Raw genomic sequence first — 16,486 nt, forward strand, 5'->3', positions numbered from 1 at the left:
CGACACATCTCACCATTCTCGAAGCACTTTTATTGCACGGTTGTCTGGCGAACCCCGCAATCACGCGAATTCTGTGGCAGCGATGCAACACGTTGAAAAGCTTGAAACAGTAAACGTAAGTTATGAATTGCAGCTTGTTGCGGCGACCAGCATTTGGGCGGCCTGCGGTTTCAGAAAAACTCAATGAAAACCGCAATCTGGTAACAAGGGGAACACCACATGAAGAAGCTTTGGACCGCTTTTGCGGTCCTCGCCGCTGCGTCCGCCACGCCCGCCTTCGCCGAAGCGCCCTCGGGCGTCCGCACCGAAGTGCTGGTCGGCTGGGACCGCGCCTCGCTCGACCTCAATGACTACGGCCTGGGAACCTACAGCGAAGATGGCGTCGGTTTCGGCCTGGCTGTCGGTTACGACATTCCCACCACCGGCTCTGTCGCCTTCGGTGTCGATGCCGAGATCTCCGATTCGTCGACCAAGACCGTTTATGATGATGGCGTGGATCGCGCCGTGATCTCAACCGGCCGCGACCTTTACGTCGGTGCGCGCGTCACCGCCGCTGTCAACCCGAAGCTGAACCTCTACGGCAAGGTCGGTTACACCAACGCGCGGATCAAGGGCGAACTCAACGGCTTCAAGGATGCGGCGAACGGCGATGGCGTGCGCCTCGGCCTCGGTGCGCAGCTCGGCCTCGGCGGCAACTCCTATGGCCTCGTCGAATACCGCTACTCGAACTACGAAGCCGGCTTCTCGCGCAATCAGGTTCTCGCAGGGCTCGGCCTGCGCTTCTGATCACTCCTAGGTGACGCCTCGGGGAGGGTGGCCTCGGCTGCCCTCCCCTTTTTTGTTCGCGAACCCGAATCGGGCGACGAGCGGTGCGAAGTGCGGATGCGGGGAATTGGCCTTCGGGCCGGAAGCAGCGCCAAACCTCGCCCTGTGGCGAGTGGCAGGAGTGGAGGGACTCGAACCCACGGCCCTCGGTTTTGGAGACCGATGCTCTACCAACTGAGCTACACTCCTGTGCTCTGAGCGGCCCCTTAAAGACTTGACGGCGGGAGCGCAACCGACCGAAACACATTATTGAAGATTATGGCCCGCAACGATCCACACGCCATTCCGCCGGAGCTTCTGCTCAAGGCCTATCGCGCCGGGATCTTCCCGATGGCGGATAGTCGCGACGATCCGGAAGTGTTCTGGGTCGAGCCCCGAATGCGGGCGATTCTCCCCCTCGATGGCTTCCATCTCTCGAAATCTCTCGCCCGCACACTGCGCCGGGGCAAGTTCACAGTCACTTGCAATGCTGCGTTCGAAGCCGTGATCGATGCCTGCGCCGCTCCCCGCCCCGGCGCCGAGGAAAGCTGGATCAGTGCCCGGATTCGCGAAAGCTACATCGGTCTTCACGAACATGGCCATGCTCATTCGATCGAATGCTGGAGCGAGGGCCGGTTGGTCGGCGGGCTTTACGGGGTTGGATTCGCCCGGGTCTTCTGCGGCGAATCGATGTTCAGCCGCCAGACCGACGCCTCGAAAGTAGCGCTGGCCTGGCTCGTTGCCGCGCTTCGCCGTGTCGGTGTCGAACTGCTCGATTGCCAGTTCAGCACCACGCATCTCACCTCGCTGGGCGCCGTCGAGATTCCGCAAAGCCAATACCTGCAACTGCTGTCACAGGCGCAGCGCCCCTACTCTCCGGCAGAAGCGGCAGCCGGCCGCGCGCTCGCCGAAGCTGTCGGCGACGGGCTTGGCGCCGGAGCGGCAGAGGCCGCCTCGCTGGCACTGCCCTTGGGCTTTGCCTCGCTGCGGGCAGAGGCGAGCGGCTCTTCCTCGCCGGGGAACGTCATCGCGCAGTCCTTGATCCACACGTCGTAGACCGCGTGCTCGACCACGTTTAGCGACGGCGCGTTCTTGAACAGCCAGCCCGAGAACACCTTGCGCCACGCCAGCGGCTGATCGGTGCTCGCGCGTTCCTCGACGAAAAGCTGCACGAAGGCACCGGTTTCGGGCGGGTCTTCCCAAGGCGCGGTCTTCTCGCACGTCGCGAGCTTGACGATGGCATTGCCGATGCGACGCGATTCGCCGCTTCTGAGCACGACATCCTGCGTGATGTTGTTGCGCTTGTTGAGGAAACCGATCGTCGCCACGCGATCCTTGATCGGCGTGCCGAACTCGCTTTCCACCGCCGCACCCGATGCGCTGGCGATTGCCGCTCCGGTCTCTGTCGCCTCAGGCGGCGGCGGGGCAGCCTTGTCGCCACATCCGGCAAGCGCCAGCAAACCCGCCATTGCGAGTGCGCGCATTGCCGGCGATGCGACAGATGGCATCAGGCTTCCGGAACCCAGGCTTCGTAGTCGCCAGTGGCAGCGGCGCGCTTGCCACCACGCTCCAGCGCACCCTGCGGACGATACGCGGTGACCGTACCCGTAGCGTTAGGGGTGTACTCGGCTTCCCATATGCGCGGCGGCGGCAGGTTGCTTTCAGGCACACCATCGAACGAGCCGTGCAACCAGCCATGCCACTCAGAAGGTACACGACTGGCATCGTTGGCGCCGTTGTAGATCACCCAGCGACGCTCACGTCCAGCAAAGGGGTGCCCCTTGGGATAGGGCTTCTTCGCGCGGAAATACTTGTTTCCTTGCGCGTCCGTGCCCACCTGCTCGCCGTTCAGCGCGCTGAACAGCATAGTCGTGACGGTGGCGCCATTCCACCAGGTGAAGATCTTGCCGAGGATGCTCATGGTACCTGCCTTGGATATTGGGCGCGCTTAGCCGCTGATGGGGGGAGTCGGCAAGCGCGTTGATGCCCCTGCCCTCCCCGGATTGCCGATCGCCCTACCAGTCGAGCTTGTCGCCGGGCTTGATCCCGAGCTTTGCCGCCAAACCGCCGTTGATCTCGAGCACGGCAAGCGTCGGTCCCGCCGCAGGCAGCGGCGTCTCGTCATAGGGCTTGGCATTGGCGGCAATGTTGATGATTCGCCGGTCAAGCCCGACGAAGATGATGTCGAGCGGGATCACCGTGTTGCGCATCCAGAAAGTGGCAACGTCTGGCGGATTGCGCAGGAAGATCATGCCTTCATCGTCGCCGATCTCGGTGCGGAACATCAGGCCCTTGGCCTGTTCTGCCGAAGTGCGCGCAACTTCCGACTTGAACACGTGCGGCGTGCTGCCGCTCGTCACGGTCACGGGCGTGATCTGCAGCCCCGAGACGGGATGAACCGCAGGTACTGCCGCCTGCGTCGCGGTCTTCGCACCAGCATCGGCAGCCCCCGGAGAACAGCCTGCGACCAGCGCAAGGGCAGAAATTGCAACAAGTCTAGTCAGCTGCTTCATCGATCCACTCATCCAGAGCCTCGGCACTCATGGCATTCACCACCTCGCGCGCATGTGCAAGGGGGTGTCCTGCCCTGAGCATGGCTGCGACCTGCTTTTCCCGCACCGCCGGGTCAAGCCTGCCCCCGCCACCGAACGGGCCGAAGCGGCGCTTGCGTGCCATGACCAGAGCAGCGCGCCGCCGCTCGACCTCGCTGCCACGCACATCCTCGCGCAGCGATTCGGCGATACCCGCCGCGCCCAGCGCCTGATCGATGCGCCGCGCTCCATAGCCCCGCCGCAGCAGGCTCTGCGCCTTGCCCCGGGCAAAGCCCGCATCGTCAACGTAGCCAAGCTCGACAAAGCGCGCGACAATCGCGCCCGTATCCGCCTCGCCTTCCCCTTCCCATCCCCGCTCGCGCAGCTTGCGCCGCAGGTAATCGGACAGCTTGCCCGCGCTCGTCGCAAAGCGCGCCACGTAAGCCAGTGCCATCTCCTCGAGCCGAGCGCCATCAAGTGGCCGAGGCGGCTTCCTTTCGCGGCGCTTGCCACGATCATCAGGGGAATTGCGGTCCATGCGCCACATTCGTGCCACAGTCCCCGCTAAATGAGAACGTCCGTACCGTGGTGGCGTTGTTTTCGCGTCACGGACCAGTAATGGGCCGTTCACGAGTGGGCTGACATTGGCCCGCAGGACGAATGAAGAGAACATCGGGGTATCGCATGACTGTTTCGGACGCTGTCGCTGACAAGGCGGCTCTCGTTCCCACACCCAATCTCGACGTGCAGCCACGTCGGTATGCGGACTTCGACACCTTCTGCGATGCGCTGGACTATGCCGCCAAGGGCGCTCTCGGCTTCAATTTCCATGATCCCCGCGGCACGCTCTCGCGGGTCTATCCCTATTCCGAACTGCGTGAAGACGCGCTGGTCGCCGCTCGCCGCCTGATGGCAATGGGCGTCATGCCCGGCGATCGCGTTGCTCTGGTGGCCGAAACAGGCCCAGATTTCGCAGCTATCTTCTGCGGCGCCATGTACGCCGGCGCATGGCCTGTCCCGCTGCCTCTACCGACCAGCTTCGGCGGCAAGGAAAGCTATATCGACCAGCTCGCCGTCCAGCTTTCCAGCTCGGACCCGAAGATGCTGGTCTATCCGGGCGAAATCGCCGAGATGGCAGGCGCTGCCGCCGCGCGTCAGCGCTGCTCGGGCCTTTCGTGGGATGAATTCCACGCGGGCGAAGTGTCTGACGCGCCGCTGCCCAAGCCCGATCCCGAGGCGATCAGCTACCTGCAGTATTCCAGCGGCTCGACGCGCTTCCCGCATGGCGTGGCGGTCACGCACCGCGCGTTGCTGGCCAATCTCGCCGGCCATTCGCACGGCATGAAGATCGCCGATCCTGACCGCGCGATTTCATGGCTGCCGTGGTATCACGATATGGGTCTGGTCGGCTGCTTCCTCTCGCCGATCGCCAACGGCGTCTCGGTCGACTACCTTAAGACCGAGGACTTTGCCCGCCGCCCGCTCGCCTGGCTTGATCTGATCAGCCGCAACAAGGGCACGACGCTCTCCTACTCGCCCACTTTCGGCTACGACATCTGCGCGCGCCGCATTTCGAGCCAGACCCACGTCTCGGACCGGTTCGACCTGTCGCGCTGGCGCGTCGCCGGCAACGGCGCCGACATGATCCGCCCCGACGTGATGCAGAACTTCGTCAACGCCTTCGCCGAAGCCGGCTTCAAGGCCGAAGCCTTCCTACCCAGCTACGGCCTTGCCGAAGCGACGCTCGCCGTCACCATCATGCCTCCGGGCGAAGGCATCCGCGTCGAACTGGTCGAGGAAGAACGCCTGTCCGGAACTCCGCGCGACCTGTCCCGCCCCGCCCGCTACCGTGCGATGGTAAACTGCGGCGTACCTGTGCTCGGCATGGAAGTGGCAATCCGTGGAGAGAACGGCAACGTTCTGGCTCACCACCACATCGGCAAGGTCTGGTGCCGTGGTTCGTCGGTCATGCACTCCTATTTCCGTGATGCGGAAGCGACCGACGCCTGCATGGTCGACGGCTGGCTCGACACCGGCGACATGGGTTACGTCGACGAGAACGGTTACCTGTTCATCGTCGGCCGCGCCAAGGACATGATTATCATCAACGGCAAGAACCACTGGCCGCAGGACATCGAATGGGCCGTGGAACAGCTCCCCGGCTTCCACCAGGGCGATATCGCCGCCTTCTCGGTAGAAACCGAGAACGGCGAGGAAGCCCCTGCCGTGCTGGTCCATTGCCGCGTCTCCGACCCGGTCGAACGCGTGAAGCTGCGCGACCAGATCCGCGACAAGGTCCGCTCTATCACCGGCATGAATTGCGTCGTCGAACTGGTCCCGCCGCGCACCCTGCCGCGCACGAGCTCGGGCAAGCTCAGCCGCGCCAAGGCCAAGAAGCTCTACCTCGCCGGAGAGATCGCACCCTACCAGCTGGCGGCGTAGCCGTTCCGGAACGGCACGCGCGGCCCGTCAAATAGGTTGACGAATTCTTAATATTCCGATTCCTAGGCCACCGGGGAATTGGGAGAGAGCGCATGGCAAGGGCAAACCTGCCGGGCGAAGAAGCACCGCACGAGCTTTCCGGCGTGGTGATCGGCTGGAAACATCGTGCGTTTGCCCGCAACATCCATTTGACGGTGCAATCAACCAGCAAATCGCGCCCCACTCCGGAAGCGGTCGATACGCATCACCTGCTGATGACGCGAAACCAGGCGATGCTCCTTGCCAACTACCTGATGCGGGCGACCGGTCAGGAACTGCCGCCGCGCAAGCGCACATTCTGGCAGCGGCTGTTCGGCTGAGGGATTTTGCCGCTTCCCTAATCGCACGATTAAGGTCACTCTCGCTTCCGGAACTCCACACAGAACGGAGCCGGGAGAGGACATGCGTTTCACCACCTTCCGCCAGGCGCTTGCCACTGGCGCATCCTTGCTGCTTGTTGCCACTCCAGCCATGGCCGATGCGCCTACCGCAGCCACCCGCGAAGCGAACGCCGCTGCCCTTGCCGACCTGCCGATGGCCGACCGGCAGGACTTCGATTTCGCCACACGCGGGTTCGTTGCCACTCTCAAGGACCCGGTTATCCGCGATGCGGCGGGCAAGCCGGTGTGGGACACGGCCGCCTTTGCCTTTGCAACCGGGCCTGCCCCGGCGACGGTCAACCCCAGCCTTTGGCGCCATGCGCAAGTCCTCGGGAAGGCCGGCCTGTTCAAGGTCACCGACCGCATCTGGCAAGTGCGCGGATTTGACGTCTCCAACATCACCTTCGTGCGCGGGGACAAAGGCTGGATCGTCATTGATCCGCTGACCGCTACCGAAACAGCCGCCGCTGCTTATGCGCTGATCTCGGAAAAGGTGGCGAAGCTTCCGGTTACCGCGATGATCTACACCCACAGCCACGTGGACCATTTCGGCGGTGCAGGCGCCCTCACCTCGGTGATGGTCAAGGACGCGCCGATCCTCGCACCGGCTGGCTTCACCCGCGCTGCCGTCAGTGAAAACGTGATCGCCGGCCCCGCCATGGGGCGTCGGGCAGGGTACCAGTTCGGCCTCACCCTGCCCAAGGGCCCTGAAGGCTCGATGGGATCCGGGATCGGCATGGGCGTGGCAGCAGGCGGCCGCAGCCTGATCCCGCCGACGCGCGAGATCGGCGAAACCGGCACCGAACTCGTGCTCGATGGCGTACGCGTACGCTTCCAGATCACCCCGGGGACCGAAGCACCCGCCGAGATGAACTTCGGCTTCCCCGACTGGAAGGTCGCGGACCTCGCCGAGAACGCCAACGTAAGCCAGCACAATATCCTCACCCCGCGCGGCGCGGTAATCCGCGATGCCAAGGCATGGGCACAGGGCCTGACCGAGGCGATGGACTTCTTCGCGGGCTCAGAAGTGCTGATCACCAGCCACGGCTGGCCCCGCTTCGGCGCTGGCGAGATCACCGACTACCTCGCCAAGCACCGCGACGCCTATGCCTACCTGCATGACCAGACGGTGCGACTGATGAACAAAGGCCTGACCGGCCCGGAGATCGCTGCAAAGCTCACCCTGCCCCCGACGCTTGCGGCGAAGTGGTACGACCGCCCCTACTACGGCTCGTACAGCTTCAATTCTCGCGCGGTCTATCAGTTCTACATGGGCTGGTACGATGGCAACCCGGTGCACCTTGCGCCCCTGCCGCCGGAACAGGGCGCAGCGCGCTATGTCGAAGCACTCGGCGGCGCGGCGCGGGTACGGGCGCTGGCCGAGGAAGCCTTTGCAAAGGGCGACTATACCTGGGCTGCGGAACTGCTCGACAAGGCGATCTTTGCCGACACGACCGATACCGCCGCCAAGGGGCTGCTGGCGCGAACCTACCGCCAGCTCGCCTACCAGAGCGAGAACGCCCTTTGGCGCAACATGTACCTGACTGGAGCAGGAGAGCTGGAAAAGGGCGTCGCCGCGACCGACCCCACGGGCGGCGCAGGCCTGATCAGCCAGTTGCCGCCCTCAGATCTGTTCGAAGTGCTTGCCGTGCGGCTCGATCCCGCCAAGGCTGGAGACGGGTCAGCCTCGCTAGGGTTTGTCTTCCCCGACAAGGCTCAGGACTGGACTGTAACGATCGCCAACGGCGTGCTCGTGCACCGCAAGGGACTGCGCGACGGGCGGCAGGCTACACTGACGGTGCGCTATACCGACCTGCTGTCGGCCTTGTTCGCAGGCCAACCGCTCTCAGCCAAAGTCGCCTCGGGCGAGGCGAAAATCGAGGGGGACCCGGCTGCCTTCGCCCGCCTTGTCAGCTGGCTCGACAAGCCGGATCCCGCCTTCAATATCGTGACGCCTTAGTTGGGCTTCTTGAGGTAAGCGATCACGTTCGCACGGTCTGCCGGGTTCGGCAGGCCGGGGAACGCCATCGAGGTGCCCGGAACCACGGCCGAAGGCTTGGTCAGCCACTTGTCGAGCGTCGCTTCGTTCCAGGTCAGCTTGGCCTTCTGCATGGCAGCCGAATACTTGAAGCCCGCTGCCGAGCCCGACTTGCGGCCGACGACGCCGGCAAGGTTCGGCCCCATCTTGGCACCCGCGCCCGGCTGGACAGCGTGGCAGGCGATGCAACGCATGAAAACCTTCTTCCCGGCGACCGGATCTCCCTTGGCCTGGGCGAAGGCAGTTCCACCCGCCACTGCCGAAGCCGCCAGACCTGCCACGATCAACGCACCCGTAATCTTCTTCATCAGTTCACCCTGTCCTGTTCAAATGCCGCCAGAGCCCCACGCCCGAACGCACGGAGAGAATTTCGCACCGGCGCTTTATCCTGCCTGAACACGCAATGGCCATATCATTTGCGCAATGCTTCAAAAAAGGTGGCGATGGGCTAGGGTCGGCGGATGGAATCCCTTGCCCTCAATGCCCGTCCTCTGCCCGCAGGCTTCATGGAATGCCTCGCCACCCGCTTCGGCACCGCCTGCCAGACGGGCGACGCTATCCGCCAACAGCACGGCGCCAGCGAATCGCAATACCCCACCGTCCTGCCGGACGCCGTCATCTTCGCATCCTCGACGCAGGACGTGGTCGATTGCGTGAACCTGTGCCGCGAGGCGAAGACAGCCATCGTCCCCTATGGCGCAGGAACCTCACTGGAGGGGCACACGCTCCCGCTTGAAGGCGGCATCAGCCTCGACCTGTCCCGAATGGACGCGGTGCTATCCGTCAACCACGCTGATTTCGACTGCACCGTCCAGCCCGGTATCAGGCGCGAGGCCTTGAACGCCCACTTGCGCGACAGCGGATTGTTTTTCCCGATCGATCCCGGCGCGAATGCGACGATTGGCGGCATGGCTTCGACCCGCGCGTCAGGCACCAATGCCGTGCGCTACGGCACGATGCGCGAGGCGGTTCTGGGGCTGGAGGTGGTGACGCCGCAGGGCAAGGTCATCCGCACCGGCAAGCGCGCAAAAAAGTCCGCAGCGGGATACGATCTTACGCGCCTCTACATCGGCTCCGAAGGCACGCTTGGCGTCATCACCGGGATAACGCTGCGCCTGCACCCCGTCCCCGAGGCAATCATGGCGGCCACGTGCGCGTTCGAAACGCTGGCAGGCGCAGTCGAGACCGTGGTGCAGGCCTTCCACTGCGGCGTGCCGATGGCGCGGATCGAACTGCTCGATGCCATGCAGGTCCGCGCGGTCAACTTGCGCAGCAAGCTTGGCCTTGCCGAAGTGCCCACGCTGTTCTTCGAATTCCACGGTACGCCCTCCAGCGTTGCCGAACAGGTCGAGACGGTAAAGGCGCTCGCGGCGGCAAATGGCGGCGGCGAATTCCGGTGGGCCACCCTGGCCGAAGACCGCAACCGCCTGTGGCGCGCGCGGCATGAGGCCTATTATGCTGCGGTCAACCTGAGGCCGAACGCCATCGGTTTCACAACAGACGTCTGCGTGCCGATGAGCCGCCTTGCCGAATGCATCCTCGCCACCCGCGCCGAGCTGGACGAGTGCTCAGTGCCTGCCACGATTGTCGGCCACGTCGGCGATGGCAACTTCCACCTGATCTTCTCGATCGACCCCAACGCCCCGTACGAGATGGCCGAAGTGGAAGCAATCAACCACCGCATGGTCGCCCGCGCGCTCGCCATGGATGGCACCTGCACCGGAGAACACGGCGTTGGCATCGGCAAGCAGCAGTGCCTGATCGATGAACTTGGCGAAGACGCGGTGGACGTGATGCGCACACTCAAGCAGGCGCTGGACCCGGACAACCTGTTCAATCCGGGGAAAATCTTCAGGGTGTAAAAAAGCCCCCTCCTCTTCAGAGGAGGGGGTTGGGGGTGGTGAAGACAAGGCGCAACCGCGCCAAGCCTCACTCCATCTCGAGGATGATCGCGTCCACCGCGAGGCTGTCGCCTGCCTTGGCGTTGACCGACTTCACCTTGCCCGCCTTTTCGGCGCGCAGGATGTTTTCCATCTTCATCGCTTCCACCACGGCAAGCGGCTGGCCCGCCTCCACCGTATCGCCCTCACCCACGTTGAGCGAAACGAGCAGACCCGGCATAGGGCAGATCAGGAACTTCGAAAGATCGGGCGGAATCTTTTCGATCATGTGCTTGGTCAGGTGCGCAATGCGCGCCGGAAGCACCTGCACGTCATGGATCGCGCCCCGCGTCGTCAGCTTGAAGCCGGCGCGCGTGGTTTCGACCTTTACCGACAGCGGCTTGTCATCAACCTCGCAGTGAACCATCCGGTCGCCCGGTGTGTATTCCAGCGCGATGTCGATGGCCTTGCCGTCAACGCTGATCTCGTCCTCGGTAAGCTCCACCGAATAGGTCGAACCGCCGATCTTGACCGCCCATTCCGACGGCGGATCGAGCTCATGGCCAAGCTGGTTGTCGACCTGCCGCGCACGGTCGGACCGGGCCGTGGCGAGGAATGCCGCCAGTGCCGCCAGCGTCTGCTTCAGCTCGTCCGAGGTCGCCGCGCCGGTGAAGCCGTCGGGGTATTCCTCGGCGATGAAGCCAGTGGTCAGTTCGCCCGAGCGGAAGCGCGGGTGCTGCATGATCGCGTTGACGAAGTCGATGTTGTGGCCAAGCCCCTCGATCTCGAACGCATCGAGCGCCTCGATCTGCTTGTCCGCCGCCTCGTCGCGAGTCTTGCCCCAGGTGATCAGCTTGGCGATCATCGGGTCATAGAACATCGAAACTTCGCCGCCTTCATAGACGCCGTCGTCGACGCGCACGCCATCGATGCCGCGACGCCCGTTCTCGGCACCGTCATCAGTCCAGCCATCGACCGGCGGGTTGTAGCGGATCAGGCGACCGGTGGAGGGCAAGAAGCCGCGATAGGGGTCTTCGGCATAGACGCGGTTCTCGATGGCCCAGCCGTCGATTTTCACGTCGTCCTGCGTCATCGCCAGCTTCTCGCCATAGGCAACGCGGATCATCTGCTCGACCAGGTCGACGCCGGTGATGCACTCGGTCACCGGGTGCTCCACCTGCAGGCGGGTGTTCATCTCGAGGAAGTAGAAGCTCTCGCCGCTCGGGTCCGCGCCCGAGACGATCAGTTCCACCGTGCCTGCCGAATAGTAGCCCACCGCGCGGGCCAGCGCGACGCACTGTTCGCCCATCGCCTTGCGCATCTTCGGGGTGACGAACGGCGAAGGCGCTTCTTCGACCACCTTCTGGTGGCGGCGCTGGATCGAGCATTCACGTTCGTTCAGGTAGAGAATGTTGCCGTGCTTGTCGCCGAGGATCTGGATCTCGATGTGGCGCGGGTTGAGAATGAACTTCTCGATGAACACGCGGTCATCGCCGAACGAGTTCAGGCCCTCGCGCTTCACCGCTTCGAAGCCCTCGCGCACGTCCTTTTCGTTGTAGGCAAGGCGCATACCCTTGCCGCCACCGCCGGCCGAGGCCTTCATCATCACCGGATAGCCGATCTCGTCAGAGATGCGCACGGCATGTTCGGTATCCTCGATCTCGCCGACGAAGCCGGGGACGACATTGACGCCTGCCTGCTTGGCCAGCTTCTTGGATTCGATCTTGTCGCCCATCGCGGCAATCGCGCCGACAGGTGGGCCGATGAACTCAATCCCCTCTGCCGCCAGCGCCTCGGCAAACGACGTACGCTCGGACAGGAAGCCGTAACCCGGATGCACCGCTTCGGCACCCGTCTGCTTGCACGCCGCGATGATCTTGTCGGCAATCAGGTACGACTGCGCTGCCGGCGCCGGCCCGATATGCACGGCTTCATCGGCCATCTGCACGAACGGCGCCCGCGCATCGGCATCGGAATAGACCGCCACCGTCTGGATACCCATCCGACGCGCCGTCTTGATCACACGGCAGGCAATTTCACCACGGTTGGCGATGAGGATTTTCTTGAACACTAGCGGCTCCAGCGACGAATAATCAGGAACAAAAGCGCGATGTAGCCGACAACGGCGGCGACAATCGGCACAACGATAGGAATTGCGGATTCAGATGCGCAGGTAGCTTCGGGCCCCATCCCACAGGGGCCAACAAGCACGTCGATGAGAATCAGAAGGGCCACTCCCCACCAGACGATGCTGGCGAGCCCGACAAACAAAATCCTTGCGGGCAGGCTCATCGCTCCCCCTCGCAAATGGCGTCACGCTGAACTTGTTTCAGCGTCCATCTCTCCGCCCGCACGGACATCGCCCGACCACACATGGATGCTGAAACAAGTTCAGCATGACGAGGTTCTGGGTTCGTGAGAAATGCTTCCGCAACGGCCCCATCTCCGTCACCCTGAACTTGTTTCAGGGTCCACCCTTCCGCAAACACGGAGCCATGCGCGATAAGCGGCAACCTTGTGTCTACATCCTCGCCAGCCAGCCGCGCGGCACGCTCTACATCGGCGTCACTTCCAACCTCATCGGCAGGCTGTGGCAGCACCGCGAAAGCGTGATTCCCGGCTTCACCAGCCAATACGCCGTCCACCACCTCGTTTACTTCGAGCAGTTCGACGAGATGATCCCCGCCATCACTCGCGAAAAGCAACTCAAGCGCTGGCACCGACAGTGGAAGATCAACCTGATCGAGGGCACAAACCCTGACTGGCACGACCTTGCCCCGGGGCTGGGCCTTGGCCCGATAGCTCCGCGCACGCCGAAGGATGGACCCTGAACCAAGTTCAGGGTGACGATCATCCTTTGGGCGAGGAGCGGCTGCCAGGATCACAACAGCTCCAGCGCCTGCGCCAGATCGGCCACGATGTCGTCGATGTGTTCGATGCCGACCGACACGCGCACCGTGTCCGCGCCTGCGCCAGCGGCCTGCAGTTCCTCTTCGCCAAGCTGGCTGTGCGTGGTCGAGGCCGGGTGGATGATCAGCGAGCGGGTGTCGCCGATGTTGGCGAGGTGGCTGAACAGCTTGACCGACTGGACCAGCTTCACGCCAGCCTCGTAGCCGCCCTTCACGCCGAAGGTGAACACCGCGCCGCCCTTGCCGCCGAGATACTGCTTCGCCAGCTGGTGGTAGGGGTCCTCGGGCAGGCCGGCGTAGGACACCCACGCCACCTTGGGATGGTTCTGCAACCACTGCGCCAGGTGCAGCGCATTGCTGCAGTGCCGCTCCATGCGCAGCGCCAGCGTTTCCATGCCGGTCAGCGTCAGGAATGCGTTCATCGGCGCCATGGCAGGCCCAAGGTCGCGCAGGCCGAGCACGCGGCAGCCGATGATGAAGGCAATCGGGCCGACCGGCTTCAGCGCCTCGGTCAGCACCGCGCCGTGATAGCTGGAGTTGGGCTGGGTAAGCGAAGGGAACTTGTCGCTCGCCGCCCAGTCGAACTTGCCCGAATCCACGATCAGGCCACCGATGGAATTGCCGTGGCCGTTGAGGAACTTGGTGCAGGAATGGACGACGATGTCCGCGCCATGTTCGATCGGGCGGCAAAGCGCGGGGCTGGCCATCGTGTTGTCGACGATCAGCGGCACGCCAGCGGCATGGGCAACCTCGGCAATCGCCGCGATGTCCTGCACCACGCCACCGGGGTTGGCGAGGCTTTCGATGAACACGCCGCGCGTCTTGTCGGTGATCGCGGCGGCAACGGCAGCGGGATCATCGGCATCGACGAACACGGCCTTCCAGCCGAACTTGGCAAAGCTGTGCGCGAACTGGTTGAGCGTGCCGCCATAGAGCTTCTTGGCCGCGACGATCTCGCAGCCCGGCTCCATCAGGGTGTGGAACACGATGAACTGCGCGGCATGGCCCGACGCCACGCCCAGCGCGCCAACGCCCCCTTCCAGCGCCGCGATCTTCGCTTCGAGCGCGGCGTTGGTCGGGTTCATGATGCGCGTGTAGATGTTGCCGAACTCGGCGAGCGCGAACAGGTTCGCGGCATGCTCGGCACTGTCGAACACGTAGCTGGCCGTCTGGTAGATCGGCGTGATCCGCGCCTTGGTGGTCGGATCGGGCTCGCAACCCGCGTGGACCGACAGCGTCTCAAGCTTCTGTGTCATCGCATCTCTCCCGTTGTACGGCGCGGATACTATCAGGCGGCGTCGATCTCGCTACCCAGCGGCGGCATGTTGTGGCCAAGCAGGCGCAGCATGTCGGCGGCGCATTCGACCACGTTCGAGCCGGGACCATAGATGCCCTGCACCCCCGCCTCGCGCAGGTAATCGTAGTCCTGCGGCGGGATCACGCCGCCGGCCACGACCTTGATGTCCGCGCGGCCAGCAGCCTTGAGATGCCCGATCAGTTCGGGGATCAGCGTCTTGTGCCCGGCGGCAAGCGACGATGCGCCGACCGCGTCGACGTCCTTCTCAAGCGCCAGCGCCGCGGCTTCCTCGGGCGTCTGGAACAGCGGGCCGGACGTCACCTCGAAGCCCATGTCGCCAAAGGCGGAGGCGATCACGTTGGCGCCGCGATCGTGCCCGTCCTGGCCCATCTTGGCGACGAGCATGCGCGGCTTGCGGCCCAGCCGGCGCGTCACGGCTTCGACGCCGTCGAGCACCTGCTGGTAGCGCGAGTCCCCGGCATAGGCCGAACCGTAGACGCCCTTCACCGGGGTCGGGAAGGTGCCGTGGCGGCCGAACACGACTTCCATCGCGTCCGAAATCTCGCCCAGCGTCGCGCGGTGGCGCGCGGCTTCCACCGCGAGTTCGAGCAGGTTGCCGCCAGTCTTGGCGCCTTCGGTCAGCGCGTTCAGAGCCGCGCGGCACTTGGTCTCGTCGCGGGTCTCACGCACACGCTTGAGGCGGGCGATCTGCGCCTCGCGCACCGCGTGGTTGTCGACTTCAAGCGTCTCGATCTGGTCTTCGTTGGCAAGGCGGTACTTGTTGACGCCGACGATCACGTCCTCGCCCCGGTCGACGCGGGCCTGACGACCGGCGGCGGCTTCCTCGATCATCGCCTTGGGCCAGCCAGCCGCAACCGCCTTGGCCATGCCGCCATCGGCCTCGACGCGCTCGATGATCTCCCACGCCTTGTCGACCAGTTCCTGCGTCAGCGCCTCGATGTAGTACGACCCGCCGAGCGGATCGACCACGTTGCACATGCCGGTCTCTTCCTGGATCACGATCTGCGTGTTGCGCGCGATACGTGCGGAAAAGTCGGTCGGCAGCGCTATGGCTTCGTCGAGCGCGTTGGTGTGGAGCGACTGCGTGCCACCCAGCATCGCCGCCATTGCCTCGATCGTGGTGCGGATGACGTTGTTGTAGGGGTCCTGCTCCTGCAGCGACACACCCGAAGTCTGGCAGTGCGTGCGCAGCATCTTCGAACGTTCGTCCTGTGCGCCGAGCTTGGTCATCACGCGGTGCCACAGCACGCGTGCGGCGCGCAGCTTGGCGACTTCCATGAAGAAGTTCATGCCGATGGCGAAGAAGAACGAGAGGCGCCCGGCGAACTTGTCGATGTCGAGGCCCGAGGCCACGCCGTACTTCACGTATTCCATGCCGTCGGCAATGGTGAAGGCCAGTTCCTGCACCTGCGTCGCACCGGCTTCCTGCATGTGGTAGCCGGAAATCGAGATCGAGTTGAACTTCGGCATCTCGCGGCTGGTGTAGCCGAAGATGTCCGAGATGATCCGCATCGAGGGCTCGGGCGGGTAGATATAGGTGTTGCGGACCATGAACTCCTTGAGGATGTCGTTCTGGATGGTCCCGTCGAGCAGCTTGCGATCGACGCCCTGCTCCTCGCCCGCCACGATGAAGAACGCGAGGATCGGGATCACCGCGCCGTTCATGGTCATCGAGACCGACATCTGGTCGAGCGGAATGCCGTCGAACAGGATCTTCATGTCCTCGACGCTGTCGATAGCCACGCCCGCCTTGCCGACATCGCCCACCACGCGCGGATGGTCGGAGTCATAGCCACGGTGCGTCGCAAGGTCGAAGGCGACCGAGAGGCCCTTCTGCCCGGCGGCAAGGTTGCGACGATAGAAGGCGTTCGATTCCTCGGCGGTCGAGAAACCGGCGTACTGACGGATCGTCCAGGGGCGGCCCGCATACATCGAGGCGCGCACGCCGCGCGTGAAGGGCGCGAAACCGGGAAGGCCGGGATCGGCAGTCACGTCCTCGGCGGTGTAGAGCGGCTTGACGGCAATGCCTTCCGGCGTCTGCCACGTAAGGTCCTTTCCTTTGACTTCCTTGGCGGCGGCGGCCTGCCAGTCGGCCAGTGTCTTCTCGCTCATATCCCGTTCCCCATGCCCTCTCCCCGATCGGGG

Annotated in this window: 15 protein-coding genes, 1 tRNA gene and 1 pseudogene; 7 read left to right on the forward strand and 10 right to left on the reverse strand. The window is 64.1% G+C overall.

What is annotated here, in order from left to right:
* Window positions 1-219 precede the first annotated feature (219 nt).
* Window positions 220-786: an outer membrane beta-barrel protein gene (locus I2488_RS16840; RefSeq protein ID WP_196276970.1), complete on the forward strand. Its 567-nt coding sequence runs from the start codon at window positions 220-222 to the stop codon at window positions 784-786.
* Window positions 787-938: 152 nt separating this feature from the next.
* Here I2488_RS16840 and I2488_RS16845 read toward each other — a convergent pair.
* Window positions 939-1,014, reverse strand: a tRNA-Trp gene (locus tag I2488_RS16845).
* Between the two features lie 69 nt (window positions 1,015-1,083).
* Between I2488_RS16845 and aat the strand changes: the two genes are divergently transcribed.
* A complete protein-coding gene (gene aat / locus I2488_RS16850; protein WP_196277004.1) occupies window positions 1,084-1,860 on the forward strand; it encodes a leucyl/phenylalanyl-tRNA--protein transferase in 777 nt (258 codons plus the stop codon).
* A gap of 35 nt (window positions 1,861-1,895) precedes the next feature.
* On the opposite strand, the pseudogene I2488_RS16855 reads toward aat, so the two are convergent.
* The 4 genes and pseudogenes from I2488_RS16855 to I2488_RS16870 form a co-directional block, all read right to left on the reverse strand.
* Window positions 1,896-2,312, reverse strand: a pseudogene (locus tag I2488_RS16855) (DUF2155 domain-containing protein); the annotation flags it as partial.
* Window positions 2,312-2,725, reverse strand: a complete 414-nt coding sequence (locus I2488_RS16860; RefSeq protein ID WP_196276971.1) for an NADH:ubiquinone oxidoreductase subunit NDUFA12 — start codon at window positions 2,723-2,725, stop codon at window positions 2,312-2,314. The pseudogene I2488_RS16855 and the gene I2488_RS16860, both read right to left, overlap by 1 nt.
* Before the next feature lie 94 nt (window positions 2,726-2,819).
* Complete coding sequence (locus I2488_RS16865) at window positions 2,820-3,317, reverse strand: DUF192 domain-containing protein (RefSeq protein WP_196276972.1); 498 nt, start codon at window positions 3,315-3,317, stop codon at window positions 2,820-2,822.
* A complete protein-coding gene (locus I2488_RS16870; RefSeq protein ID WP_343071103.1) occupies window positions 3,301-3,789 on the reverse strand; it encodes a regulatory protein RecX in 489 nt (162 codons plus the stop codon). The genes I2488_RS16865 and I2488_RS16870 overlap by 17 nt, the downstream gene beginning before the upstream one ends.
* A 230-nt stretch (window positions 3,790-4,019) precedes the next feature.
* Between I2488_RS16870 and I2488_RS16875 the strand changes: the two genes are divergently transcribed.
* The 3 genes from I2488_RS16875 (at window position 4,020) to I2488_RS16885 (ending at window position 8,156) form a co-directional block, all read left to right on the forward strand.
* Window positions 4,020-5,777, forward strand: coding sequence for a fatty acyl-AMP ligase (locus I2488_RS16875; protein ID WP_196276974.1), 1,758 nt, complete (start codon window positions 4,020-4,022; stop codon window positions 5,775-5,777).
* A 92-nt stretch (window positions 5,778-5,869) separates the two neighbouring features.
* Window positions 5,870-6,136 (forward strand): hypothetical protein, encoded by a 267-nt coding sequence (locus tag I2488_RS16880; RefSeq protein ID WP_196276975.1) that lies wholly within the window; start codon window positions 5,870-5,872, stop codon window positions 6,134-6,136.
* 82 nt (window positions 6,137-6,218) lie between these two features.
* Entirely contained in the window at window positions 6,219-8,156 is a 1,938-nt protein-coding gene (locus I2488_RS16885; protein ID WP_214652431.1) for an alkyl/aryl-sulfatase, read from the forward strand.
* Here I2488_RS16885 and I2488_RS16890 read toward each other — a convergent pair.
* A complete protein-coding gene (locus I2488_RS16890; RefSeq protein ID WP_196276976.1) occupies window positions 8,153-8,542 on the reverse strand; it encodes a c-type cytochrome in 390 nt (129 codons plus the stop codon). The two genes, I2488_RS16885 and I2488_RS16890, sit on opposite strands and share 4 nt — an antisense overlap.
* 153 nt (window positions 8,543-8,695) lie before the next feature.
* On the opposite strand from I2488_RS16890, the gene I2488_RS16895 reads away from it, so the two are divergent.
* Window positions 8,696-10,096: an FAD-binding oxidoreductase gene (locus I2488_RS16895; RefSeq protein ID WP_196276977.1), complete on the forward strand. Its 1,401-nt coding sequence runs from the start codon at window positions 8,696-8,698 to the stop codon at window positions 10,094-10,096.
* Window positions 10,097-10,163: 67 nt separating this feature from the next.
* Here I2488_RS16895 and I2488_RS16900 read toward each other — a convergent pair whose 3' ends face one another.
* Together I2488_RS16900 and I2488_RS16905 are read right to left on the reverse strand one after the other, a co-directional pair.
* Window positions 10,164-12,185, reverse strand: coding sequence for an ATP-binding protein (locus tag I2488_RS16900; RefSeq protein WP_196276978.1), 2,022 nt, complete (start codon window positions 12,183-12,185; stop codon window positions 10,164-10,166).
* On the reverse strand, window positions 12,185-12,406 hold the full coding sequence (locus I2488_RS16905; RefSeq protein ID WP_196276979.1) for a hypothetical protein: 222 nt from the start codon (window positions 12,404-12,406) through the stop codon (window positions 12,185-12,187). The genes I2488_RS16900 and I2488_RS16905 overlap by 1 nt, the downstream gene beginning before the upstream one ends.
* A 203-nt stretch (window positions 12,407-12,609) precedes the next feature.
* Here I2488_RS16905 and I2488_RS16910 point away from each other — a divergent pair, with 203 nt between their 5' ends.
* Window positions 12,610-12,945: a GIY-YIG nuclease family protein gene (locus I2488_RS16910; RefSeq protein ID WP_196276980.1), complete on the forward strand. Its 336-nt coding sequence runs from the start codon at window positions 12,610-12,612 to the stop codon at window positions 12,943-12,945.
* Window positions 12,946-12,995: 50 nt separating this feature from the next.
* Here I2488_RS16910 and I2488_RS16915 read toward each other — a convergent pair whose 3' ends face one another.
* Window positions 12,996-14,279, reverse strand: coding sequence for an O-acetylhomoserine aminocarboxypropyltransferase (locus I2488_RS16915; RefSeq protein WP_196276981.1), 1,284 nt, complete (start codon window positions 14,277-14,279; stop codon window positions 12,996-12,998).
* A 32-nt stretch (window positions 14,280-14,311) separates the two neighbouring features.
* Entirely contained in the window at window positions 14,312-16,453 is a 2,142-nt protein-coding gene (gene scpA / locus I2488_RS16920) for a methylmalonyl-CoA mutase (protein ID WP_196276982.1), read from the reverse strand.
* Window positions 16,454-16,486 lie beyond the last annotated feature (33 nt).

This window comes from Novosphingobium jiangmenense, assembly GCF_015694345.1.
GTDB lineage: Bacteria > Pseudomonadota > Alphaproteobacteria > Sphingomonadales > Sphingomonadaceae > Novosphingobium > Novosphingobium jiangmenense.